Here is a 24,065-nt window from a genome sequence, read left to right on the forward strand (position 1 = left end):
GGGACTACGCCTCCCGGGAGGCGGGCGACTGGGTCTGTGCCGGGTCGCGTTCGGCCAGCAAGCCGATCGCGGCGTCGATCTTCTCCATGATTCCGGCGTCCAGTTTCACACCCGCGGCCGCGACGTTCCTCTCGATCTGCTCCGGCCGGGAGGCGCCCATGATGGCGGAGGCAACGTTCTTGTTCTGTAGCACCCAGGCGATGCTCAGCTGGGCCATGGTCAGCCCGGCCTCCTCGGCGATCGGCTTGAGCTGCTGCACACCGGTGAGGACTTCGTTGGACATCCAGCGCTCGATCATTTTCGAGCCGCCCTTGGCATCCGTGGCGCGGCTGCCCTCCGGAGCAGGCTTGCCAGGGTGGTATTTTCCGCTGAGCACGCCCTGTGCGATCGGCGACCAGACAATCTGGGAGAGGCCAAGTTCCTCGGAGGTCGGAATCACCTCGGCCTCGATGACCCGCCACAGCATGGAGTACTGGGGCTGGTTGGAGATCAGCTGGAAGCCGAGTTCCCGGGCGAGAGCGTGGCCTTCGCGGATCTGGCCGGCCGTCCATTCACTGACGCCGATGTAAAGGGCTTTGCCCTGCCGCACGATGTCCGCGAAGGCCTGCATCGTCTCTTCCAGCGGGGTGTCATAGTCGTAGCGGTGGGCCTGGTAGAGGTCCACGTAGTCCGTCTGCAGCCGTGTCAGGGAGCCGTTGATGGCCTCCATGATGTGCTTGCGGGACAAGCCAAGATCGTTGTGGCCCTTCGGGCCGGTGGGACCGAAGACCTTGGTGAAGATTTCCAGTGACTCGCGCCGCTCATCCTGCAAGGCCTTGCCCAGTACGGTTTCCGCGGCCGTGTTGGCGTAGACGTCAGCGGTGTCGAAGGTGCTGATACCGGCGTCGAGGGCGGCCCGGACGCACTGCGTGGCGACCTCGTTCTCCACCTGCGACCCATGCGTGAGCCAGTTGCCGAACGTGATTTCCGAAATCTTGAAGCCGCTGTTCCCGAGGTATCTGAATTCCATGGGTTTCACCGTAGCCGACTTGCCTGCCAGGGGGTATGGCTTCAGCCCGCTTTGCGCTCGTGCGCCTGAGGTTTGCCCAAGGGCTTCCTTGGCAGCGGCAGGCGGCCGGGAAGAGACACCAGCGAGCCCGTGTCCAGCAGCGACTTCGCGGCGGGCATCGGGGCCTTCTTGAAGGCCGGCGGGACCGTTCCGTGCTGGCCGTTTCGGTCCGTGGCTGACTCTACGAGCGGTGCCACCGCCGCCACGTCCCGTGCCGGAGCCGTGGGGCTGGGCAGTTCCCGGACCGAGACCTTGACGTCCGGGGCCGCCGCCGCCTTGGCTCGGGCGTCGGCTCGGGCATCGGCCTGCGCGACGGCGGCAGCCCAGTCCTGGGACAGGGCGGGTTCCTTCTTGGCCGGCTTGGCGGGGCTGGCGGGTTTGGCAGCTTTGGTGGGCCTGGCCGCTTTGGTAGGCCTGGCCGGTTTGGCAGCCTTCGGGGGCTGGACCCGCTGAGTCGATCCGGCCGTCCGGACCGGGCGGCCCCGCGGGGCCGGGGCGGCGGATGGTTCGGTTTTGCGAGCGGTCCCGAACAGCCCGCGACCCACGGCCATGATGGTCACGGCGGTCAGCCGGCCGAGGCCTGCAATCACCAGCGTGGCGACAAAGACGAGGAAGAGACCGAAGAACATGACGAGCGCCACTCCCAGGGTCCCGAAGAAGGTCAGGTTGAGGGCAATGGTTGTCGGATCTTCCATTTCACCTCTCCTAGCTGGCCTTGCCGCGACGCTTCCCGCCCAGCACGGCGGGTAACAGCACCCCTTAACCATACGGACTTTTTTCCTGGGATGCGCAGGCATCGGGCTTCATCGCGGAGACGTGTCAAAGCTGTTATGCCGGCGGTCGGTGCCGCGCAAACCCCACGGCTATAGTCGGTAAGTAGCCGCCGGCGTGGTCCGGCCTCCCGGAAAGGACCATTGTGACGCCTCCAGCACCCGCAAGTCCGCCAGGCCAGGCCCGGCCGGACCCGGCCCCGTTCCGGGGCAACTGCCCGTGCCTGTCCGGGGAGCAGTACAGCGACTGCTGCGGCCGCTTCCACCGCGGCGAGACGGAGGCTCCGACGGCGGAGCAACTGATGCGCGCCCGCTACAGCGCCTTCGTTATGCTGGATGCCGCCTACCTCCTGCGGACCTGGCATCCGGACACCAGGCCGGTCGGACTGGAGCTGGAACCGGACCTGCAGTGGCGGCGGCTGGACATCGTCTCCACGACGCGCGGCGGCCCGTTGGACACCGAAGGAACCGTCGAATTCAAGGCCCATTTCCGGCACAACGGGGAACGCGGAGTGCAGCACGAGACGAGCCGGTTCCTGCGGGTCAACCGCCGCTGGTACTACGAAGCCGCCGTCGGGTCCGGCTGAACGGTCAGGGTGCGGACGATCTTGTCGTCAGCGGTAGTTCCGGTGCAGATTCACCTTCACCGAGGCTCGCGGGCTGGCGTCGGCAATCCAGGGGCCGGTGCCCTCGGACTGGTCCAGCACACCGGCCTCAACCCACTCGTAGTCACCGGCCAGGACATTGCGGGCAAGCACATGGTCGGCGTCGTCGGTGTTCCGCCAGAGCTGGTCAAAGTACTCGTCCACCCGCACCCGGGCCTGTTCGCAGTACGCCTCGGCGAGTTCGTAGGCGGAAGCGCCCTTCTCCGGCGCGGTCCGCAACAGCATTTCGGCCCGGGAGCAGCAGGCGGCCATGGCGAAGAGTTCGGCCCCGATGTCCACGATCCTGCCGAGGAAGGCCTGTTTGTGCTCGAGCCGGGCCTGCCAGCGCCCCATCCCGTAGAAGGTCTGCCGGGCCAGCCGCCGGGAGGACCGCTCGATGAAGCGCAACTGCTTCGCGAGGCGGCCGAAGTCGCTGTAGGAACGCGGGTCCATGCCGGCCCCGGCGACAAGCTTGGGCAGCCATTTCGCGTAGAAGCCGGAAGCGCCGACGGCGGCCCTGGCCTTGTCCGACAGGCTGGCATCCTCGGAAGCGAGGTCGCCGGCTGCGGCGAGGTGCGCGTCCACGGCCTCACGGGCGATCAGCAGCTTCATGATCTCCGAAGACCCCTCGAAAATCCGGTTGATCCGCAGGTCGCGGAGCTGCTGCTCCGCCGGCACGGCGCGCTCGCCGCGGGCCTCGAGTGAGTCAGCGGTTTCGAAGCCGCGGCCGCCGCGGATTTGTACCAGTTCGTCGGCGATCCGGCAACTGATCTCCGTCGACCACAGCTTGGCCAGGGCCGCCTCGATCCGGACGTCCTTCTGCCCGGCGTCGGCCATTTCGGCCGTCAGCTCAAAGACCGCATCCAGGGCGAAGGCGCTGGCCGCGATGAAGGCGATCTTCTTGCCCACAGCTTCATGCCTTCCCACCGGACGGCCCCACTGGGTGCGGGCGTTGGACCATTCGCGGGCGATCTTCAGGCTCCACCGCCCGGAGCCGACGCAGAGCCCGGGAAGCGAGAGCCTGCCGGTATTGAGCGTGGTGAGGGCGATCTTCAGGCCCTGGCCTTCACGGCCCAGCCGGTTGGCCGCGGGCACGCGGACCTGGTGGAAACGGGTGACGCCGTTCTCGATGCCGCGCAGGCCCATAAAGGCGTTGCGGTTCTCCACTGTGATGCCGGGGGAGTCCATCTCGACGACGAAGGCGCTGATTCCGCCCTTGTGGACTGCACCGTCAGGGTCCGTGCGGGAGGGGACCACTGCCATGACCACCACGAGCTCGGCGATCACGCCGTTGGTGGTCCACAGCTTGACACCGTCAATGACATAGGACTCCCCGTCGTCGGACGGGACAGCGGTGGCGCCCAACCGCGCGGGATCGCTGCCGACGTCGGGCTCGGTCAGCAGGAACGCGGTGATGGCGCCCGCCGCGCAGCGCGGCAGGTACTCCTGTTTCTGCGCCGGGGTGCCGAAGACTTTGACCGGCTCGGGGACTCCGATGGACTGATGTGCGGAGAGCAGTGCGCCGAGGCTGGGGTGGACCGACCCCAGCAAGGCCAGCGACCGCCCGTAGTAGACCATCGAAAGGCCGAGTCCGCCGTAATCGCGCGGGATCTTCATGCCGAAGACGCCCAGTTCCGCCATCCCCTTCACGTATTCATCGGGGATCCGGGCGTCACGCTCGATGGTCCGCCCGGACATGGTGCGGCAGTACTCCGTCAGCCGGGCCATGAACGCTTCCCCGCGTGCGACATCGTCCGCGGGGGCCTCCGGCCAGGGATGGATCAGGCTGAGGTCAAAGCTGCCGAGGTACAGGCCCTTGGCGAAACTGGGCCGGTCCCAGGCTGTTTCGCGGGCGGCCTCGGTGATGGCCCGCGCGTCGGCCGCGGTGGCGTCCGGACCCAGCTGCTCAGGTGGGACAGGGACCTCGGCGGCAGGGCTGTCGGCCGGACCGTCAGTGGCTGGATTCTCAACGGCGGAGCTCATTGGGCATCTCCTCGCACCGGGGGTACCGGCTCGAGCCCTGGATCCGCCTGGGGTGGAGGACCCTTCAGCTGTCCCGCAATACTACCCGCGGGTAGCTGCCCGTACTAGGGGCCGGTTGGCCCATAATTTCTGCCGCGATATCCGCGACGAAGTCACTGGCACGGTCACCCGGAAGCTCCACCGTCGCGGCGTGGCGCACCAGTCGGTCCCAGCCGTGGTTGATGCCGTGGACAAGCCACAGCACGATATTGGCGGCGATGATCCAGGCGAGCCGGCCGACGCCGACCAGCACCAGGGCCACGAAGGACGCCGTCATCATGAAAAGCGTGATCACCAGGGCAAAAACCAGCGTTCCCAGGAACACCAGCGTTGCCGTTTCCACTGCGCTTAAGTCGAACTGCATTCTTCCCCCTGCACCATTGCTTCGGTTGAATCAGTAGCCCGAGCGTAGGGTGCGGGAGTTGCGCTAGCCAGAGTCCACGGCGCATGGCGGAATTCTTGATATGAGATCGAAATACTACCGGGGCGTAGGTCACGGGGCGGTCGCGGCCAGGTTACCCCGGCCGCCACGCCCCGCTCAAGACCTCCGCTCAAGATCTCCGGTGTCAATCCTGGGCGCGGCTCAGTCGTCGTCGCGCTCGGGGGCGCCCTGGCTGAGGACCTGGAAGTCGGCACCGAGCTGGACCTCAACCTGGGTGCCGTCGTTCAGGAGCACCTCCACCTCGTAGGCGGAACTGCCCTCGTTCTCCCGTTCGACTTCGCGCACTGTGCCCTGGCCAACGCTGGCAAGGGCCGCGCTGCCCGCTTTGTTCTGCTCATCGGCGTTCAGTGCGGGCTGGCTGGAGTCGTCGTCGTGGTCGGGTGCTTCGGCGGTGGCCGCTCGGAGTGAACGGTCGAGGTCGACGGCGGCAACGCGGGCATCTGGAAGCCTGAATGCGGCCGTCTGGGCGCTTGCCGCGACTGCGACCGTGGCGCCGCCGAGAATGACCGCCGCGGCTGCCGCTCCCGTGATCACTAGTGCTTTTTTACCCATGGCAAACTCCAATCAGGTGATGTTCATAGTCTGCTCCTGCCGTGGATGGCACACAACGAAGAATGCAAACCGGGGCCTGCGTTAACCTTGTAGCTGGCAGTTTTTCCTTATTCGCTGCCCGATCCAGATCCCACGGCAGCTAAAGGAGAGTGCGTGTCCCGCTCCGCCCTGTCCTCGGCCGACGCCATCAGTGCCCGGCTGCGGGACCTCGAACTTCTCACCAAAGGTCCCGCCTGGGCGTTGACCCGCTCGGCGCCGTGGGTGATCGCCGTGCTGCAGGCGTCCTTTACCCGCACGCGCCCGCAGCTTCCGCTGGAACAGTTCCACGCCGACGTCGACGCCTTCCTGGAGCAGCTCCGCCGGCAGGACCCCGGGCTGGGCGGCTCCGCCAGCGGGAAGTCATTTGGCGATGAGTGGACCCGCAAGAGCTTCCTGACCCGCCGGAACCAGTCCGGGCAGATCGTATACGAGGTCACCGAGGCCGCCGCCCGCGTCCTCGCCTTCCTGGACAGCCTTTCCAGCGAACGGTCCACCCTCAACGGCTCACGGCTCGGCACGCTGCTCGGCGACGTCGAGAAGCTTGCCAATGAGACGAACCCGGACCAGAGCGCCCGGCTGGAGTCGCTCGAGGAGGAAATCGGCGAACGGCGCCAGCTCATCGAGGACATCAGCTCCGGTGATTTTGACGGGCTGCTCGACGACGAGGAGGCCGTCGAGGCCGCCGGGAACATCCTGGACCTCGCGGCGAGCCTGCCCGCGGACTACAAGAAGATGCGTGACCGGATCGAGGAGCTGGTGGGGGAGCTCCGGAACCAGATCATCGAGGAGTCCCTGAGCAAGGGCGCCACGATGGCCCAGGTGCTGGACGCGGACAAGCGGCTCCGGCAGAGCCCGGAGGGGCGGACCTTCCGTTCCTTCACCGCGTTCCTGGACGACCCGCAGCAGCAGTTGCGGTTCCGATCGGCGATCGGCGAGGTGCTCAGCCGACAGTTCGCCGATGACCTCAGCCATGAGGAACGTGAGACGCTGAAGAACCTGGTGGCGGAATTGCGGACCCAGCACAGCCAGATCCAGCGGATTTACGGCAAGCTCAGCGAAAGCCTGAACACCTACGTCCAGAGCGAGGACTTCCGGCAGTCCATCCGGCTCCGCAAGGTCCTCCGGGAAGCTGAGCAGGCCCTCCGGTCCCTGCCGTACGAACGCGAACGCCCCGGACTGGTCCGCGGCCCGGTGCTGTTCAATGCTGGCTTCGAGTCCCTGGCCATGGTCAAGCTGTTCGACCCGGACGAGTTCGCCGCCCCGCCCAGGCTGGCCGACCCGATCGCCTTCAGCGACTCGGACCGGGTGCGCTCGCCGCGGACCGGCAAAGCCCGCCCGGAGGCCGTCCGCGCCGCGTTCGCCGGAGCTGCCACGCTGGCCGAGGCCTGGCAGCAGCTCCCGGCCGGGGAACGCCACATCAACTCGATCCGCGCCCTGCTCTCCCACGCACTGCACGAAGGTGCCGGCTTTGACCGTGAGGCCTGGGACACTCTCGACTTCGAACAGATCGACGGCTCCACGCGCACCGCGTACCTGCCGGTCGTCACATTCAAGAAGGATTGAAGATGACTGAAATTTCCCGTGAAGCAGCGGAGGCCCAGGAAGCACCGGAGGCGGCGCCCGCCCAGCACGTCCACGCCGATCCCTTCACGGTCACACCCCGGGATACCTTTCTCGACGGCGCTGCGCTGTTCCCGGGCGACACCGGCGTGCTCCCGATGAAGGTCCGGCAGGCCCTAGTGAAACTCCTCAAGGGCCCGTACATCGACGGCGGTCGGGACGAAAAACTCTGGACCACACTGCTGGACAACCAGCTGATCCTCCGCAGCCGCCTGTCCGAACTTTTCCTGACCCTGCAGCTGGACCACGAACGCAAGGTGGCCGTGCTGCGCCCGGTGGATCCCGAGGCCATCGGCGGCAGCACCCGCTCCAGCATCCTGCGCCAGCAGCGGGCGCTGAGCCGGGTGGAAACCATTGTGCTGCTGCGCCTGCGGCTGCTCCTGGACCGCCACGTCACAGCCCAGACAGACCCCACGATCACCCGCGAGGAAATCGCCGAGCTGGTGGCGCACTACCAGCCGGCCGGCCAGCAGGATGCCCTGCGCGATTCCGACGTCGTCAACCGCGCCGTCACCAAGCTCCTCGCCCGCCAGCTCCTCCTCAGCACCGGCCTGGACGAGGTCTACACCATCTCCAACGCCCTCCCCCTCGCCCTCCCCTTCGAAAACATCGGCGACATCCCGGCCCAAATCGACGCCCTGGTAGCCGCCGCCACCGACCAGTCGGGAACAGAACCCCTGCTGGAGTTCGACGGCGACAGCTCCGCGGACGGCGAGCACACCGACGATGCGGAGGGGGCCAAGTGAGCATCGCCACGATGCTCCCGATGGGCGAGCTCACGAACCCCGGCCAGATGCGTCTCGCCCTGGTCCAGGTGGTCAACTGGGGCACGTTCCACGGCGCCCACACGATGCACGTCGACCGGAACGGCACCCTGCTGACCGGCAATTCCGGCGTCGGCAAGTCCACGCTGTTCGACGCGATGCTCCGGGTTTTCGATGCAAGGCCGCGCTCCAACGAGGCAGCCGCCCAGCGCGCGGGCGGCGCGGTGGAGGACAAGCGCACCACGTTCACGTACATGCGCGGCAAGGTGGGCGACAAGGCCGTGGGCGAGGGGTCGGCCAGTGCGTTCCAGCGCCCCGGCGCCACCTGGTCCGCCGTCGCCCTGACCTTCGACAATGCCGCGGGCTCGCGGGTGACCGTTTCGGCGCTGTTCGACCTGCCCCAGAACGGCACCGAGTCCAGCGTCGGCCGGTACTACCTGATTGACAACGAGCCGCTGGACCTTGCCGCCCTTGAGGGCATTGCGGAGAAGCGCTTCACCAAAGCTTCGCTGGACGCGATTTTCCCGGACGCCCAGGTCTTCGATGTGCACAAGGCCTTCGCGGAACGCTTCCGGCGGCTGCTCGGGATCAATTCCGACCAGGCACTGCCGCTGCTGCGCGTCATCCAGGCGGGCAAGGGCCTCGGCGGCAGCGTGAACAACTTCTTCCGCGACCAGGTCCTGGACGCGCCCGCCACGCTGGCCGCGGCCGATGGCGTCGTGGAGGAATTCAGCAACCTGATGTCCATCCGGCAGCGCCTTGAGGACGTCCGGCAGCAGCGCGACCAACTGGCCCCGGTCCCCGGGCTGAACAAGGAGTATGCCCAGTCCCTGCTCGAAGCCAACAGGCTGCGGGAGCTGGCCGGCGAGGAATTCGAGGCCTACAAGCAGCAGCTGGCAGTCACGGTCCACGAGAAAACGCTCGCCCGGTTCAAGGACCTGGCCCAGGCCAAGGCGCAGGAACTCGGAGCCGAGCGCGGCATCCGCGACGTCCTGGCCAAGGAGCTCCGCGAGCTTGAGACGGACTACAACAACCAGGGCGGCAACGCGATCTCCGCGATCGAGCAGTCGCTCGAAAACGCCCGCGTGGGGCTCAAACTCCGGCAGCAGGTCGAGGAATCAGCCCGCAAGGCACTCTCCGACGCCGGCCTGGAACTTCAGTGGTCCGCGACCGGCTGGGAGCAGGCCCACGAGCACGCAGCCGCCCGCTCGGCCGAGCTGAACGACGACTCGGAGGCCCTCAAGGAGCTGCGGTTCGAGGCCTTCGACGGCCACGCGACCAAGAAGCGTGAGCTCGCCGCCGCCCGGCAGGAACTGGTCTCGCTCAGGACTCGCAAGTCGCTGCTGCCGCCGTCGAGCATCGAGAACCGAAGCGCCATCGCCGCGGCCACGGGAGTCACCGAGGAGCTGATGCCGTTCGGCGGCGAACTGATCGATCTCGCCGAGAGCCAGGAACAGTGGCGCCCGGCCGCGGAGCGCGCGCTGCGCAGCCTCGCCACCACCTTGCTGGTCCCCGGCGAGCACTTCACCGCCGTCACCCGCTACCTCAACGACCATCCCGTCCGCGGTGCGCTGCGCGCTGTGGACGTCTCCAAGCCCCTGGCCGGCGGAGCGCTGGCCGTGCAGGACGCGGCCGACGGCGATCTGCTCACCAAACTGGACATCCTCACGATGGGACCCGGCGCCGGGGCCGCCGAGTGGATCCGCGAACGGATCGCCCTCGATTTTGCCTACCCGTGCGTGGAGGACCCGGCGGAACTGGCGCGGCTGGACAAGGGCCTTAGCCTGGGCGGGGTGGTCAAGCGAAACCGCCACACCGTGGAAAAGGATGACCGCTTCACGTCCCGCCAGGATTATGTCCTCGGCTTCGACAACGCCGCCAAGCTGGAGCTCGTGGCCGCCCAGGTGGAGGACCTGCAGCAGGAACTGGCCAAGGCCGCCGATCTGGCGCAGAGCCGGGAGGAGTCGCACCAGGGGATGACCCGGCAGCTCGAGGCCCTGCGCCGGGTGGCCGAGGACCACCGCCCTTGGGAACAGGTCTCGGCCGGCGTGGCGGCGGACGAACTCGCCCGGATCGAACAGCGCCTCACGGACGCCCTCGCCGCGCAGGCGGACCTCGAACCGCTGCGCGCGAACATCGAGGCGGCCCGGCACAAGCACCAGTCCAGCACCGAGGCGGCGGCTGTGCTGCAGAGCGAATACAAGGCCCTCGACCGGCAGCTATCCGCGGCCGATTCGCTGCTGGACGCCGCGCGGGAACGCCTGGCCCAGTCGCCGCCGTCGGACGACACTGTCACCGCGCTGGAACCGTACTTCACCGACGGCGGCAACGTCCTGGAAATGCACGAACTGGACAACCTTGCCAACCAGGTCCGGACCCGGCTCCTCGCCGAGCTGCACGCTGCCGAATCGCGCGGGCAGGCCACGTCGGAGCGGCTCACCCGCAGCTTCGAGGGTTTCGTGCGTGAGTGGGGCACGGCGATTTCCGCGGACCACGGCACGTCGATCGGCGCCGCAGGGGAGTTCGAAGCCCGGTACCACGCCATTGTCAGCGACGGGCTTCCCGCCCAGGAGGCCGAATTCCGGCAGTTCTTCAACCAGCGCACGCACGAGTCCTTCAGCACTCTGCTGCATTTGCTGGACGAGGAACGGCGCTCGATCACCAGCCGCATCCTGCCGCTGAACGGGATCCTGTCCGAGGTGAACTTCCATGAGGGCAGCTTCCTGGAACTCGACATCAAGCAGACCCTGCCCGCCACCGCGAAGCAGTTCAAGGACGCGATCCAGAACGCGCTCAGGGTCCGTCACACCCGGCCGGGACGGTCCACCGGCCCGGCCGCCGGGGCCGGCAGCCCTGAAGCGGACGACGACGCCGAGCTCACCAACCGCTACAAATCACTTGAAACACTGGTGAAACGGCTCGGCTCGCAGACCCCGGAGGACCGGCGCTGGCGTGCCGAGGTGCTGGACGTCCGCGGCCACCTCTTCATCCAGTGCAAGGAGCACCGCGACGTGCTGGCCGCCGGTTCCGAGCGGGCCGGGACGGGCGCGGCGAAGACCGAGGTCTTTATGCATGCGGATACGGGCTCGATGTCCGGCGGCGAGCGGCAGCGTTTCACCGCGTTCATCATGGCCGCGGCGCTGAGTTACCAGCTGGGCATCGCCGAGCAGGGCTTCACCACCTACGGCACGGTGATGATGGACGAGGCCTTTGTGCTGGCCTCGGAGGAATTCGCCGGCGCCGGCATCAAGGCCCTGCATGAGTTCGGCTTCCAGCTGCTCCTGGCCGCACCGGAAAACGTGATCGACCTGTCCCGGCACCTCGGCTCCGTCACCGAAATCCTGCGGGACAAACGCACCAACCGCTCCGGCGTGCTTACCGCTCCCGTGATCGGACCGCGCCCCGGATCCGAGGGGACCTGGCGTTCCGAGGCGAACCCGGTCGACATCGTCCTGCGCTGACCCTCCGCACCAAACCAACGCGGGTCACTTACCGCCCATAATCGCCACCGGGATGGGCCGGTGAGTGACCCCTCGTTGGTGTTTAGACGGGACAAGAGCTGAGATCCCTTCAAATACGTTACGAAAGGTTTGCGTAATTAGTCAAAGGGTAGGCTAGCCTTACTTAGGTTCGCATCATTGACCTAAGGAATCCCATGACCCTCCCTGCCCCGAGCCGCGCCCTGCCCAGGCGCCGCTTCCTCCGCACGGCCGGCCAGGCAACTGCTGCCCTGGCCGCCGTCGCACTCTCCCTGACCGCCTGCTCCACCGGCCCGGCCAGCTCGACGGCGGCGGACGCCACCAGCCAGTCGGCCAGCACCGCCTTCCCGGTGACAATCAAGCACACGTTTGGCGAAACCACCATCCAGGAACAGCCCAAGCGCGTCGTCACCGTGTCCTGGGTCAACGACGACGTGGCAATTGCCCTCGGCGTGGTTCCGGTTGGTGTGCCCAAGAACGAGTGGGGCGGCAACGATGAGGGCTCCACCCCGTGGAAGGACGCCGCCCTCAAGAACCTCGACGCCGGCTTCGGTTCCGAGAAGGCCCCGGCCCAGTTCTCCGAGGCCGACGGCGTCAACTTCACCGAAATCGCGAAGCTCAACCCGGACGTCATCCTCGGCGCCTATTCCGGCCTGACGGAAGAGGACTACAAGAAGCTCAGCGAGATCGCCCCCGTGGTGGCCCACCCCGAGGTGGCGTACGGTACGTCCTGGCAGGATTCCACAGCCATCATCGGCAAGGCTCTCGGCAAGGAAACCGAAGCAGCCAAGCTGGTCGCCGACACCGAGGCCACGATCCAGGGCAAGGTCTCGGAGTACCCGCAGCTGGCCGGCAAGACCTTCATCTACGGCAATCTCGAGCCGGCCAAGGGCGACGGCGTCAACGTCTACACGGCAAATGACAACCGTCCGCGCTTCCTCAGCGAGATCGGCATGAAGCTGGCCCCCGTCGTGGAAGACAACTCCAAGGGCTCCGCGGAGTTCTTCATCCCGTGGTCCGCCGAGAAGGCCAACGAACTCGCCTCTGACGTCTTCGTGACCTGGGTCCCGGACGCGACAACTGCCGATGCAATCAAGACCGACCCCCTGCTCAGCCAGATTCCGGCCATCAAGAGCGGCGCCCTCGTCGCCGACTCCGACAACACGCTCACCCTGTCCATCTCCGCGTCCTCGCCGCTTAGCCTGCCCTGGGCCCTCGACACCTTCCTGCCGCAGCTGGCCGGCGCAGCGGACCAAGTCAAGTAGCCAGCGCACCGTGAGCCCACTTACGACGACGGCGGTCCGCACGGCCGCCCCGCCCGCCCCGGAAATCCCGCCCGGCCCCGCCCGGGGACCGCGGGCGCTCTGGCTGCTGGCCGCCGTCGTCGTACTGGCGCTCGTGACGCTGGCGTCGTTCGCCATCGGCGCCCGCGGCCTGGCCCTGGACACCGTGTGGCAGGCACTGACCCGGTTCGATCCGGGCAACGGCGACCACGCCGTGGTCCACGCCCGCATTCCACGCACCGTCCTGGGCCTGCTCGCCGGGGCCGCGCTCGGGCTCGCGGGCGCCGCGATGCAGGGTGTGGCCCGCAACCCCCTCGCGGACCCGGGCATCATCGGAATCAACGCCGGCGCCGCGCTGGCAGTCGTCGCGGGAATCTACGTCTTCGGCGTCTCCTCGCTGTCCGGGTACATCTGGTTCGCGTTCCTCGGCGCCGCGGCCGCCGCCGTCGTGGTCTACCTGATCGCATCCCTCGGCCGGGACGGCGCGACGCCCGTGAAGCTCGCCCTCGCCGGCGCCGCCCTGAGCGCGGGACTTGTCTCGCTGATGAACGTCATCCTCGTGTCCAGCAGGGACACTCTGGACCGCTTCCGGTTCTGGCAGGTCGGCGGGATCGCCGGCCGCGACTGGTCGGTGATCCTTCCCGCACTGCCGTCCCTGCTGCTCGGGGCCGCGATTGTGCTTGCCACGGGCCGGATGCTCAACAACCTCGCCCTCGGCGATGACATCGCCCGCGGCCTGGGCCAGCGTGTCGGGCTGGCCCGCGGCATCACCGCGCTCGGGATCGTCCTGCTCTGCGGCACGGCCACGGCGCTGGCGGGCCCGGTTGGCTTCGTGGGCCTCATCATTCCGCACGCCGTCCGCTTCCTGACCGGTCCCGACTACCGCTGGATCCTTCCCTTCTCCCTGGTCCTGGCCCCGGCACTGTTGCTGGCCGCGGACGTGATCGGCCGCGTGATCCTGCTCCCTGGTGAAGTGCCCGCCGGTATCATGACCGCGCTCGTCGGTGCCCCGGTGTTCGTCTGGCTGGTCCGGCGCGGCAAGGGAGCAGGACTGTGAGAACCGCGTCCCTGACCCGGGAGACCTCCACCGAGATGGCACTTGGCGGCAGTGATCCGCGCAAACATCGCCGTTATCTGCCATCTCGCGGACTCTTCCGGAGCCGCACCGCCCTCCTGGCCCTTGCCGTCGCAGCACTCTTCGCCGCGAGCGTGCTCCTGGGCAGCTACACCGTCACCATCCCCGACTTCTGCAGGATCCTGGCCGCCCACCTCACCGGCGGGGAGAAAATCCCCGGAGCAAGCTTCATCGTGATGGAGCACAAACTGCCGCGCGCTGTGGTGGGCACGCTGATCGGCGCCGCGTTCGGGCTCTCCGGTGCACTGTTCCAGACCATGCTCCGCAATCCACTCGCCAGCCCCGACGTGATCGGCATCAGCTACGGGGCCAGCGCCGCGGCTGTGACGGCGATTGTTGTCTTCGGCGCCTCCGGCGCCGCCGTCTCGGGTGCCGCGTTCGCCGGTGCGCTGGGCGTTGCCGGCCTCATCTACGCCATCTCCCGGGGCGGATCCCTCGGTTCCGGCGGACGCAGGGGCGACGCCGCCGGCAGCCGGCTGATCCTGGCCGGCGTGGGCATCGCCGCGGCACTCCACTCCGTGGTCAGCTTCCTGATGACGCGGGCGGATATCCGCACCGCCGCCGACGTCCTGGTCTGGCTCAACGGCTCGCTCAACTCCGCGAGCTGGGACCGGGCCGGAGTCCTCGGCCTCGCGCTGCTCGGCCTGGTTCCCGCTGTCGCGCTCCTCGCCGGGCCGCTGCGCATCCTCGAACTTGGTGACGACACGGCCGCAGGCCTCGGCGTCAGGGTCGGCGCCGCCCGGCTGGCCATTGTGATCACCGCCGTCGGACTGGCTGCCGCGGCGACGGCGGCCGCCGGGCCCGTGGCGTTCGTCGCGTTCCTCGCCGGACCGATCGCGCGCCGCTTCGCCGGCAAGGCAAGCCTGCCGGCGTCGGCCCTGGCCGGCGTGCTGATCGTGCTGGGTGCAGACTACTTCGCCGCCAACATCGCTCCGCTGCTGCTGGACGGAACAGTCCTGCCCGTCGGAGTGGTCACCGGTGCCCTGGGTGCCCCGTTCCTGCTCTGGCTGCTCGTCAGCTCCAATCGAAAGGATGCCTGAGATGGCAACTCTTCAGGCCTCCGGCCTGCGGCTGAAATACGATCAGCGGACCGTGATCGAGGGGCTCTCGGCCGTGATCCCGGAGGGCAAGGTGACCATGATTGTCGGCGCCAACGCCTGCGGAAAATCCACCCTGCTCCGGGGCCTGGCCCGGCTGCTGAAGCCTGCGGCCGGCACGGTCACCTTGGACGGCCGGGACATCCACCGCCGACCCGCCCGCGAAGTGGCCCGCACCCTCGGGCTGCTTCCGCAGCACCCGACGGCGCCGGACGGCATCACCGTCCGGGACCTCGTGGGCCGGGGCCGCTACCCGCACCAGGGGTTCTTCCGGTCCGGGCGGCCCGGCGACGCTGCGGGCGACGAGCGTGCCGTGCAGCAGGCGATGGCCGCCACCGAAACGCTGGAGCTGGCCGGGCGGAACGTGGACGAACTATCCGGCGGGCAGCGCCAGCGGGTGTGGATCGCGATGGCCCTGGCGCAGGAAACCGAAGTGCTGCTGCTGGATGAGCCCACCACTTACCTGGACCTTGCCCACCAGGTGGAGGTCCTGGACCTCATCACGGACCTCAACCGCCAGCGCGGCACCACAGTGGCGATCGTGCTGCACGACCTCAACCTCGCGGCCCGGTACGCGGACCACATCATCGCGATGAAGAACGGGCGGATCGTGGCCGAAGGCTCCGCCCGTGCCGTGGTCACCGAGGACCTGGTCCGCAAAATCTTCGGCTTGGAGTCCCGGGTGCTTCCGGACCCCGTGTCCGGTGCACCCCTGATCATCCCGCTGGGACGGCACCATGCCGACGTCCCACAAAACACAACCCTGGAGCTGGTCCCATGACTGCAATGAACCCCACCCCGGCCCGCACCCGGGCGGGCCTGAAAACCCTGCCGACCGAGCCCATGACCCTCGCCTTCGACGTTCAGGTCACGGCGGTCCAGCAGCTCGGGCCCAACTTCCGGCGGGTCACGTTGGGCGGCCATTCGTTGCAGAACTTCGGTGTCCACGGCAGCACCCTGGATCTGCGCATCAAGCTCATGATCCCCTCGCTGGCCGCGGACGGCACCGCCCTGCCGCTGCCGGAGCTTCGGACGGAGCGGACCGGCTGGTACCGCGAGTGGCTGGCAATGGATGCGGCGACCCGCGGGTCCATGAGGACCTACACCGTGCGGCAGGAACGCCTGGACGCCGTCTACCCTGAACTCGACGTCGACTTCGTGCTGCACTTCGACGGCGCGGGCCATGGCGGGCCGGCCGCCAACTGGGCCCTCAACGCCAAGCCGGGGGACACCCTGACCCTGATTGGACCGAACAACCGGGCCGCGCACTGCGTCACTGCGGAAACATACTCCGGGATCGAATGGCGTCCGGGTCTGGCCCAGCGGGTCCTGCTCGCCGGAGACGAGACGGCCGTCCCGGCCATCAGCGCCATTCTCGAGAGCCTGCCGTCCTACGTGAGCGGGCACGCTGTTCTGGAGGTTCCGGAAGCCGGAGACTTCCAGAGCCTCACAACAGCCGCCGACGTCGAGATCACCTGGCTTGCACGCGGAGCGGCGATCGGCCGCGCGCGGCCGCACGGTGAACTGCTGCAGGCTGCGGTCCGCGCGGCAGTCACCCTCCCCGGCTGGGTCGGGCTCCGGCCATCCCTTGAGCCCGCGGCCGGTCCCGAGCCCGAGGACGTCAACGTGGACCGCGACATCCTATGGGAGACTCCTGCCCGGATGAATACAGCGGCGATCAGCGCCAGCCGGAATCCGGACAAGCCCGCGGGGGCAATGCCGTTCTATGCCTGGATCGCCGGTGAGGCGGGGGTCGTCAAGGAAATGCGCCGGTACTTGGTGCGCGACGTCGGGATTGACCGGAAGCAGGTGGCGTTTATGGGGTACTGGCGGCAGGGGAAGGCCGAACTCTAAAGGGCCGGCGCCCGCCACCGCTGCTTTGCCGTCGCTTAGACACCTCCATCGGCCGCGGACGGCCTTAGTCGGCGATGCGCTCCTTCGCAAAGCACCGGCAGCGGCCGTGTAGCTTGGCTCGCCATTGTGCCCCAGCCGTTTACCGCGTCTTTCTCTGCTGGACTGTCGGGCTGGCTAGCGTGGGTCCATGGCAGAAAACCTTCTATCCCCGGGCGCTGACGGACGGCGGGTTTATGTTGCCTTGGGGGATTCCTTCACCGAGGGCGTGGGGGATTACAGCACCCGGCTTCCCAACGGCGTGCGCGGCTGGGCGGACCGGGTGGCCGAACAGCTGGCGAAGGCAGACCCGGGGTGGGAGTACGCCAATCTTGCCATCCGCAGCAAGAGGCTGCGGCACATCATCGCGGAACAGCTGGAACCGGCGCTCGCCATGGAACCAACCCTGATCACCCTGTACGCGGGCGGCAACGACGTCCTGGACATCGGAACCGACATCCACGCCTTGATGAAGGACTACGAGTTCCTCGTCGCCCGGCTTGCCGCCAGCGGGGCCACGGTCGTGCTGTTTACCGGGTTCGACGTCAGGGTCTCGGCGCTGCTGGAACCGCTCAAGAAGCGGAACGCGGTCTACAACCAGCGGGTCCGCGAGGTGGCCGCGCGGTACGAGGCGGTGCTGGTGGACTACTGGTGCTTCGACGCGTTCTACGATCCGCGGATGTGGGATTCGGACCGCCTCCACATGTCCAAAGCCGGCCACAAGTACCTCGCCGGCCAGGTCCTGGACCAGCTTGGGGTGCAGCACCAAGTGAAAACCAAAGACTGGGCGCCGCCGGCAAAAGTCGGCCTCCGGGATTGGGAACGCCGGCAGCGCCGCTGGGTCCGGGACTGGGTCCTGCCGCTCTTCGCCCGCAAACTCCGCGGCGTCACCCTCGGCGACGAGCTCAGCCCACGCTGGCCGGAGCCGGTCCGGGTCCCGCCCAAGGCCGGACTGAAGAAACTGACCGCCCGGATCCCCACAACCTGAACAGCATCAACTAAACAGCTGCGAGCCTGCGTCAGCTGTCCAGCAGGTTCTCGTAGCCCGGTGCCACACGGCTTGCATGGAACTCCTCGACGTCGAATTCGGCCACGCCGTTAATGTAGAACGGATCCTTCGCCAGCGCGGCATCCAGGTCGCCGCGGTCCGCGTTGGAGAGCAGCAGGGCGCCTGTGCGCGGGATCTTCCGCCCTGCGACCATAAAGATGCCCTGGTCGAAGGCATCCTGCAGCCACGTGACGTGCGCCGGAAGATGGAAGTCAACGATCTCTTCAGGGACCCTGTAGGTCAGGGAGACTACATACATGGGGTCAGCCTACCGCCTGATGCCCGCGCCGGGACCGACACATCCGTCACGGAATCCGGCAAAGTTGAACCGTCAATCTTCAATGCTCATAGACTGTAGTCATGACTGAACCGCGCTGGCTGAACGCCGAGGAACGCCGGGCCTGGCTGGCCCAAGTGAGCATCAACACGCTGCTGCCGGCAGCCTTGGACACGCAGCTGCACCACGCGCGCAAGCTCTCGCTTTTCGACTACAACGTCCTGGCGATGCTTTCCGAAGCCGACGGCCGCTTTCTGCCCATGAGCGAACTGGCCGCCCGCACCAGCGCCTCGCTGTCCAGGCTCTCCCATGTGGTCACTAAATTGCAGACCCGCGGCTGGGTGGAGCGCCGTCCGCATCCCGGCGATGCCCGGGTAACGACGGCGCACCTCACGGACGACGGAATGGAAACCATCAGGGAGCTCGCCCCCGGCCACGTCGAGGCTGTCCGTACTCTCTTCCTTGACGCCCTCAGCGAGGAGGACGTCGCTGACCTGGCCCGGATCGGCGAGAAAATCGTTGGCCGACTGGATAAGGACCACTGGATCCTGCGGGAGCGCCACCAGGCCTGAGCGCCGTTGCGGTGCTTTGTTGCTTGGGGCAACTGCTGGCAGACTGGATCCATGGATTTCACGTTCCGCTACGCAGCCCTCGGCGACTCCTTCACGGAAGGCGTCGGCGACGATGATCCGACCCGCCCCAACGGCGTCCGGGGCTGGGCGGACCGGGTGGCCGAGCAGCTCGGCGCCGCCGATCCGGGCTTCGGCTACGCGAACCTCGCCATCCGCGGCCGGAAGCTCCGTCAGATCATGGCCGAACAGGTCGACGCGGCCGTCGCCCTCAAACCCACGCTCGTGAGCATCTACGCCGGGGCCAACGACATCCTCCGGCCCAAAGTCGATATCGATGACCTGCTGGTGGACTACGACGCGGGCATCCGCAAACTCAAGGCCACCGGCGCAACCGTGGTGATGTTCACCGGCTTCGATTCCCGCGGCTCAAAGATCTTCGGGACAACCCGCGGCCGCACGGCAATCTACAACGAACTGGTCCGCGGCATCGCAGGGGACCACGGTGCCCTCCTGGTGGACTACTGGCGCTTCAGCGAGTACTACGACTGGGGAATGTGGGCGACGGACCGGATGCACATGTCCGCCGCGGGCCACGCAAACATGGCCAAGCGCGTCCTCACGGTCCTGGAGCACGACCACTCGATCGATGTCCCGCCCATGACTCCGGTCCCGGAGCTGAACCGGGCTGAGGCGGTCCGGGCCAACGCCCGCTGGGTGCGCGAATTCGCCGGACCATGGGTGGTCCGCCGCGTCACCGGGAAGTCGTCCGGCGACGGCCTGGCGCCGCGCTACCCGCAGCTCACGCACCTCTAGGCGCGGAACCCGGGCGTCGCGAGCAGTTCCCCGTTGCCAAGGACGGCAAGCACCTCGACGTCCCAGCTGTTCGTGGCCCAGTCCAGCATCCGCCTCCCGCCGGCGACGACCGCCGTGGCCAGGACGTCCGCGGTGACAATGTCCGTGGCGGCCACCGACACCTGCCGGAATTCGGTGCGGCGGAATTCAGTCCGGCCCACTCCGGCGCGCCAAATGTGGTCGCCGCGCTCAGCAGTACCGGACGTTGCCAGTGCGACGAAGCTGCCATTGCCGCCCAACGGGAAGCCCGAGAGCAGCGTCCCGCGATCCTGCGGATCCACGATCCCGGCCATCCACGGCGTCGCTGTTCCCGGGGCGGGCGAGCCGCTCACCAGAACGTCGCCCCCGGCGTTCAGGCACCAGTCCTCGACGCCGGCGCACTCCAGGGCGGAAGCGGCCTGGTCGATCGCGTAACCCTTGATGATTCCGGAGAGGTCGAGCACACCGTCGGGCCTCTCGGGGGTGAAAAATCCCTCCGTCAGCAGCCGCCAGCCCGTGGCATCCTCAAAGCGGGCGCGGAAGGCCGCCGACGCGTCCCGCAGTGTGACCTCACCGCGGGCCAACCGGCTGGCTTCGGAATCCGGGCGGTAGAGGCTGAACATCTCGTCCAGACCGGTAAATACATGTTCGACGGCGGCCGCGGCGCCTTCCAGCACCAGCCCGCCGTCCGGCGTGCTGTTGGCTCCGGCGGGAAGGGCGAGGCTGATGACGGTTCCCATGCACTGGAAGGTCCTGCTCTTCAGGACCGGGCCGCTTGGCGCCGGACTCTCGGCCGGCGAAGGCTTAGAGGTTCGCTGCATCGAGGGCCGCCTGGAGTGAACTCAAGTACGCATCGCTGGTCACGGTGGCTCCGCCGATGGTCTGCACCTGCGCGGACTGGGCCTTGATGACCTCGGCCCGCAACAGCGGAGCGGCCCGGTTGCTGATCTGCACGGACTTGCGGTCGTCGTCGGTCAGTTGGAGGGCGGTCACATCCGTGACCGCGCCGGCCTTAACCGTGATCTGCACCTGGACCGAGCCGAAACGGGTCTGGACCACACTGCCGGCGAAGGTTCCGGCGGCCTGCGCCGCGGCCCCGGCCGAACCTGACGACCCCGTGGATCCGCTGGATCCGCCTGCGGAACTGGACCCGGAGGATTCGGATGAATTCCCCCCGGCAGCCCCAGGCCCGGACGAGGTGCCGGAGGTCGTGCCCGAGGTCGTGGCCGCCGCGATCCCCGTCTCTGCGACATGCGCGCCCGACTGCCAACCCGCCAGAAGGATCCCGGCGGAGGCCAGTGCTGCTGAAACCGCTGCTCGTATTCTCACCAGTCGAACCTTTCGTAGTGGAGTTGTTCTTCGCGGACACCGGCCGCGCGGGCTTCCGTGATCACACTGCGCGCCCAGGCGGACGGACCGCAGATATAGACGTCGGCATCGGCGATGTCCGGGGCGTAACTGGCCAGCCGGTGTCCCGAACGGACGGCCGACTCCGGCAGCCAGCTCTGCCCGCCGGTGCTCCGGGCACCGGTGAGATGGAACAACGTGGCGTCGCGGCGGCGGCAAAGTTCCAGGATTTCGCCGCCCAGATAGAGTTCCGCCCCGCTATGACCGCGGAGAACCACAGTGGCGCCGCCCGGTTCAAAGGGCGTACGTTCCAGCAGAGCCCGGATCGGGGTGATGCCGATGCCCGCTCCGATCATCACGACGCGGTTCCGGCTGCGGGCCGCTGTGGTGAAGAGCCCGTATGGTCCCTCGATGGCGACCCTTGTCCCGGATTTGAGCCGTGCCAGCTGCGCCGAACCCCGGCCGAGGTTACGCACGGTGATGCGCAGCCTGCCCCGGCCCGACGCGTCGAACAGCACGGGTTCCGCGGAAAGGCTGAAGGGGTGCGGATGCCACCACATGCCCGGGGTGAGGAACCGCCAGATGAAAAACCTGCCGCCGGTGCCGGCCAGTTCGTCGAGATGCCGGCTCGTCAGTTCAATGCTGACGACGCCAGGCGCCTCAACAATGACACGGCTCACCGTCAACTGGTGCCGGACCGTGGCCACGAGTGGCTCGAGGACCCGGTAGTGTGCCAGCACCGCCCCGGTGCCGATGCAGATGGCCAGCCAGTACCAGCGTTGCCACGTGCCCTCGGCAAAGAGCCCGCCGACGCTGAACTGGTGCGGGATAGCAGTGAGTACCGCGGCGTAGGTCAGCAGGTGGACGGCGTACCAGAACTCGTAAGGGAACCGCCGTCGGGCCGCCACCAGCGAGGTGGCCACAACGGCGATAAAGAGTCCCATGGACACGATTGCAAGCCACATGTCCGGAACCAGAACCCAGAGGGCCACCAGTTCACTGGCCGGGTCGAGGCCTTCGGCCATCCCGTATCCGACGGCGATCAGGAGTCCATGCGCGAGCAGCAGGTACAGCGACGGTTTGCCGAGCCTGCGGTGAAATTCAAGGGCCCGGTCGTGCCCAACTGTGCCGTCGATCAGTGGGATACGTGCCGCCAGCAGCAACATCAGCAGTACCAGGTCCATGCCGGCGAGGCCCGCGACGATCCCCAGGGCCGTGAAGGAGCCGGCCGCCGTCGAGAATCCGGTGGCGCCGCCGTCAGCGAGCCACAGCGCGACGGCAAAAGCTACCGAAGCCCACGCGAGCACGGTCAGCACGTCCGCGCGGAACAGCCGGCTCCGGGACTGAGCCCGGAACCATTCCACGGGAGTGCTGCGGGCCGCGCCGGGGACGGCCATCTGGAGTGAAGAGTTCATGGCTCCACGGTCCGCCCGCGTCCTATCAATTGGCTGTGAAAGCGCTGGGGTACCGATGTGACTTCGGCCGGGCCGCGTGGCGCTCCTTATACACCGCCGGATATCGGATTGGTCTTTAATTCGTCAAGCTCGTAGACTTGGTAGGCGCTAGGTGGCGCGGAGCGTGTGCAATTGCTCCGGTTGGCGGGAATTGTCTGCAATATTGGCAGTCCCGAGGGCCGGTAGTTAGGGGCTCAAGTTGCGTGCACTCCTGTATTCGCCCAGCATCCCGGTACTTCGCCGTGGTTTCCCTAGGGATTCCGCAGCCCGGTGCCCGTGGCCCACAATCTTCGCCCGCAGTGAGGCAAGCAGCCGGTTTACGCCGTCTGTATGCACACTGCGGAACCGCCGAGACCCCGTGGGAGTTGGATGCGGACGCCGCCTGTCGCACGGTTCGCGGGAACTCCGCAACCGTTTCATTTATTTTTGAGGAGAGTCGTCATGGCAGCACACTGCCAGGTGACCGGAGCCGAGCCGGGCTTTGGACACAGCATTTCGCACTCGCACCGACGCAACAAGCGTCGGTTCGACCCGAACATCCAGAAGAAGCGCTACTGGGTTCCGTCCCTGCGCCGTAACGTCACCCTGCAGGTCTCTGCACGTGGCATCAAGACCATCGACGTGCGTGGCATCGACGTAGTCGTAGCCGCCATCCTGGCACGAGGAGTGAAGCTCTAATGGCTAAGGACAAGGACGTACGTCCGATCATCAAGCTTAAGTCGACCGCGGGTACGGGTTACACCTACGTGACGCGCAAGAACCGTCGTAACGACCCGGACCGTATGGTTCTGAAGAAGTACGACCCCCGCATCCGCAAGCACGTCGAATTCCGAGAGGAGCGCTAAACACATGGCTAAGAAGTCAATGATCGCTAAGAACGAACAGCGTAAAGTCATCGTCGAGCGTTACGCTGCAAAGCGCCTCGAACTGAAGAAGGCTCTGGTTGACCCCAACTCGACCGACGAAGCGCGCGAAGCCGCACGCCTCGGCCTGCAGAAGCTGCCCCGCAACGCCTCACCGGTACGTCTGCGTAACCGCGACATCATCGATGGCCGCCCGCGCGGTACCTTCCAGAAGTTCGGCATCTCCCGTGTTCGCTTCCGCGACATGGCTCACCGCGGTGAGCTCCCGGGCATCACGAAGTCTTCCTGGTAATTCAGCACTCCTGAATCCCGTGGCTTGAAGAAGGGCCGGCGCCTCTTGGCGCCGGCCCTTCTTGTGTTTAAGGTCCGACGGCGGGTGGCCGGCGGGCGTCCACGCTGCGCTGGCAGGCGGCCCGGGGTGAGGGTGAGGCAGCCCACAGGGGTGGTTTTTGGCGGGTGTGGCCGGGGGCGGGGTGTTGGGTGGGTGGTTTTCCGCGCGGTTGTGGGGGTTTTGGGGGTGTGGGGGGTGTTGCGGGGGTGGATTTGTGTGGGGTCCATGTGGCGTGTACAGTTATTCGAGTCGCCGCCGCTGATGCGGAAAGATAGCGACCGACCCCCTTGATAAACAGCCTGGAAATGGCGCGTAGTTTTGCGCGCTGAATCGGGGTGGGGATCCCCTCGTGGTGTTGTGAGTCGCGGAAACGCTGATTTGCAAAGCTGGTCGAGAGCGGGTAAGTTTGTGAAGTTGCTCCGGAGCGATCCGCGACTGAATGTTGGTTGTGGTGGTGCCGGGTGTGTCTGTTGTTTGAGAACTCAATAGTGTGCCAAGTTTGTTGATACCAATTTATTGTAATGGATTGGTTGAATTGACTGGATTGCGCCACCCCG

Annotated in this window: 24 protein-coding genes; 15 read left to right on the forward strand and 9 right to left on the reverse strand. The window is 67.2% G+C overall.

Annotation, left to right across the window (positions count from 1 at the left end; translation table 11 throughout):
* Positions 1–4 precede the first annotated feature (4 nt).
* Positions 5–1,009: an aldo/keto reductase family protein gene (locus tag J2X01_RS07090; protein WP_310052282.1), complete on the reverse strand. Its 1,005-nt coding sequence runs from the start codon at positions 1,007–1,009 to the stop codon at positions 5–7.
* Positions 1,010–1,050: 41 nt separating this feature from the next.
* Positions 1,051–1,743: a hypothetical protein gene (locus J2X01_RS07095; RefSeq protein WP_310052286.1), complete on the reverse strand. Its 693-nt coding sequence runs from the start codon at positions 1,741–1,743 to the stop codon at positions 1,051–1,053.
* 221 nt (positions 1,744–1,964) lie between these two features.
* Here J2X01_RS07095 and J2X01_RS07100 point away from each other — a divergent pair, with 221 nt between their 5' ends.
* Positions 1,965–2,405 (forward strand): YchJ family protein, encoded by a 441-nt coding sequence (locus J2X01_RS07100; RefSeq protein ID WP_310052288.1) that lies wholly within the window; start codon positions 1,965–1,967, stop codon positions 2,403–2,405.
* A 27-nt stretch (positions 2,406–2,432) separates the two neighbouring features.
* On the opposite strand, the gene J2X01_RS07105 is transcribed toward J2X01_RS07100, so the two are convergent.
* From J2X01_RS07105 to J2X01_RS07115, 3 genes are all read right to left on the reverse strand, one after another.
* Positions 2,433–4,445, reverse strand: a complete 2,013-nt coding sequence (locus J2X01_RS07105) for an acyl-CoA dehydrogenase family protein (RefSeq protein WP_310052290.1) — start codon at positions 4,443–4,445, stop codon at positions 2,433–2,435.
* Between the two features lie 64 nt (positions 4,446–4,509).
* Complete coding sequence (locus J2X01_RS07110) at positions 4,510–4,848, reverse strand: hypothetical protein (protein WP_310052293.1); 339 nt, start codon at positions 4,846–4,848, stop codon at positions 4,510–4,512.
* 219 nt (positions 4,849–5,067) lie between these two features.
* Positions 5,068–5,478: a PepSY domain-containing protein gene (locus J2X01_RS07115; RefSeq protein WP_310052297.1), complete on the reverse strand. Its 411-nt coding sequence runs from the start codon at positions 5,476–5,478 to the stop codon at positions 5,068–5,070.
* Positions 5,479–5,631: 153 nt separating this feature from the next.
* Here J2X01_RS07115 and J2X01_RS07120 point away from each other — a divergent pair, with 153 nt between their 5' ends.
* The 9 genes from J2X01_RS07120 to J2X01_RS07160 all read left to right on the forward strand — a co-directional run bounded on the left by J2X01_RS07120 (position 5,632) and on the right by J2X01_RS07160 (position 17,773).
* Positions 5,632–7,080, forward strand: coding sequence for a DUF3375 family protein (locus tag J2X01_RS07120; RefSeq protein WP_310052299.1), 1,449 nt, complete (start codon positions 5,632–5,634; stop codon positions 7,078–7,080).
* Between the two features lie 2 nt (positions 7,081–7,082).
* Positions 7,083–7,883 (forward strand): DUF4194 domain-containing protein, encoded by an 801-nt coding sequence (locus J2X01_RS07125; protein ID WP_310052301.1) that lies wholly within the window; start codon positions 7,083–7,085, stop codon positions 7,881–7,883.
* Positions 7,880–11,362 carry an ATP-binding protein gene (locus J2X01_RS07130; RefSeq protein WP_310052303.1) on the forward strand — a complete coding sequence of 1,161 codons (3,483 nt, stop codon included), beginning with the start codon at positions 7,880–7,882 and terminating at the stop codon, positions 11,360–11,362. The genes J2X01_RS07125 and J2X01_RS07130 overlap by 4 nt, the downstream gene beginning before the upstream one ends.
* 194 nt (positions 11,363–11,556) lie before the next feature.
* Complete coding sequence (locus J2X01_RS07135; protein WP_310052305.1) at positions 11,557–12,645, forward strand: iron-siderophore ABC transporter substrate-binding protein; 1,089 nt, start codon at positions 11,557–11,559, stop codon at positions 12,643–12,645.
* Between the two features lie 64 nt (positions 12,646–12,709).
* Positions 12,710–13,720 (forward strand): FecCD family ABC transporter permease, encoded by a 1,011-nt coding sequence (locus J2X01_RS07140; RefSeq protein WP_310052365.1) that lies wholly within the window; start codon positions 12,710–12,712, stop codon positions 13,718–13,720.
* Between the two features lie 35 nt (positions 13,721–13,755).
* Positions 13,756–14,838 (forward strand): FecCD family ABC transporter permease, encoded by a 1,083-nt coding sequence (locus tag J2X01_RS07145; protein ID WP_310052367.1) that lies wholly within the window; start codon positions 13,756–13,758, stop codon positions 14,836–14,838.
* A 1-nt stretch (position 14,839) separates the two neighbouring features.
* The gene (locus J2X01_RS07150) at positions 14,840–15,676 is read left to right on the forward strand and encodes an ABC transporter ATP-binding protein (protein ID WP_310052307.1); all 837 of its coding nucleotides are present in this window, start codon (positions 14,840–14,842) and stop codon (positions 15,674–15,676) included.
* A 5-nt stretch (positions 15,677–15,681) separates the two neighbouring features.
* A complete protein-coding gene (locus J2X01_RS07155; protein WP_310052369.1) occupies positions 15,682–16,749 on the forward strand; it encodes a siderophore-interacting protein in 1,068 nt (355 codons plus the stop codon).
* Between the two features lie 187 nt (positions 16,750–16,936).
* Entirely contained in the window at positions 16,937–17,773 is an 837-nt protein-coding gene (locus J2X01_RS07160) for an SGNH/GDSL hydrolase family protein (protein WP_310052309.1), read from the forward strand.
* 31 nt (positions 17,774–17,804) lie between these two features.
* On the opposite strand, the gene J2X01_RS07165 is transcribed toward J2X01_RS07160, so the two are convergent.
* Entirely contained in the window at positions 17,805–18,092 is a 288-nt protein-coding gene (locus tag J2X01_RS07165) for a YciI family protein (RefSeq protein WP_310052312.1), read from the reverse strand.
* A 101-nt stretch (positions 18,093–18,193) separates the two neighbouring features.
* On the opposite strand from J2X01_RS07165, the gene J2X01_RS07170 reads away from it, so the two are divergent.
* A complete protein-coding gene (locus tag J2X01_RS07170) occupies positions 18,194–18,682 on the forward strand; it encodes a MarR family winged helix-turn-helix transcriptional regulator (RefSeq protein ID WP_310052315.1) in 489 nt (162 codons plus the stop codon).
* A 51-nt stretch (positions 18,683–18,733) separates the two neighbouring features.
* Positions 18,734–19,495 carry an SGNH/GDSL hydrolase family protein gene (locus tag J2X01_RS07175; protein WP_310052320.1) on the forward strand — a complete coding sequence of 254 codons (762 nt, stop codon included), beginning with the start codon at positions 18,734–18,736 and terminating at the stop codon, positions 19,493–19,495.
* Here the strand turns inward: J2X01_RS07175 and J2X01_RS07180 are convergent.
* The 3 genes from J2X01_RS07180 to J2X01_RS07190 form a co-directional block, all read right to left on the reverse strand.
* Complete coding sequence (locus tag J2X01_RS07180) at positions 19,492–20,253, reverse strand: FAD:protein FMN transferase (RefSeq protein WP_310052324.1); 762 nt, start codon at positions 20,251–20,253, stop codon at positions 19,492–19,494. The two genes, J2X01_RS07175 and J2X01_RS07180, sit on opposite strands and share 4 nt — an antisense overlap.
* A 64-nt stretch (positions 20,254–20,317) precedes the next feature.
* Positions 20,318–20,842 (reverse strand): FMN-binding protein, encoded by a 525-nt coding sequence (locus J2X01_RS07185; protein ID WP_310052329.1) that lies wholly within the window; start codon positions 20,840–20,842, stop codon positions 20,318–20,320.
* Positions 20,839–22,275 (reverse strand): ferredoxin reductase family protein, encoded by a 1,437-nt coding sequence (locus tag J2X01_RS07190; protein ID WP_310052334.1) that lies wholly within the window; start codon positions 22,273–22,275, stop codon positions 20,839–20,841. The genes J2X01_RS07185 and J2X01_RS07190 overlap by 4 nt, the downstream gene beginning before the upstream one ends.
* Before the next feature lie 480 nt (positions 22,276–22,755).
* On the opposite strand from J2X01_RS07190, the gene rpmB reads away from it, so the two are divergent.
* Genes rpmB through rpsN form a run of 3 tightly spaced genes read left to right on the forward strand, consistent with a single transcriptional unit; the run spans position 22,756 to position 23,469 of the window.
* Positions 22,756–22,992 carry a 50S ribosomal protein L28 gene (rpmB, locus tag J2X01_RS07195; protein WP_011693744.1) on the forward strand — a complete coding sequence of 79 codons (237 nt, stop codon included), beginning with the start codon at positions 22,756–22,758 and terminating at the stop codon, positions 22,990–22,992.
* Entirely contained in the window at positions 22,992–23,159 is a 168-nt protein-coding gene (gene rpmG / locus J2X01_RS07200; protein WP_011693743.1) for a 50S ribosomal protein L33, read from the forward strand. Before rpmB ends, rpmG begins: the two co-directional genes overlap by 1 nt.
* Positions 23,160–23,163: 4 nt before the next feature.
* Complete coding sequence (gene rpsN, locus J2X01_RS07205; RefSeq protein WP_043485315.1) at positions 23,164–23,469, forward strand: 30S ribosomal protein S14; 306 nt, start codon at positions 23,164–23,166, stop codon at positions 23,467–23,469.
* The last annotated feature ends 596 nt before the right edge of the window (positions 23,470–24,065 follow it).

This window comes from Arthrobacter ginsengisoli, assembly GCF_031456935.1.
Classification (GTDB): domain Bacteria; phylum Actinomycetota; class Actinomycetes; order Actinomycetales; family Micrococcaceae; genus Arthrobacter; species Arthrobacter ginsengisoli.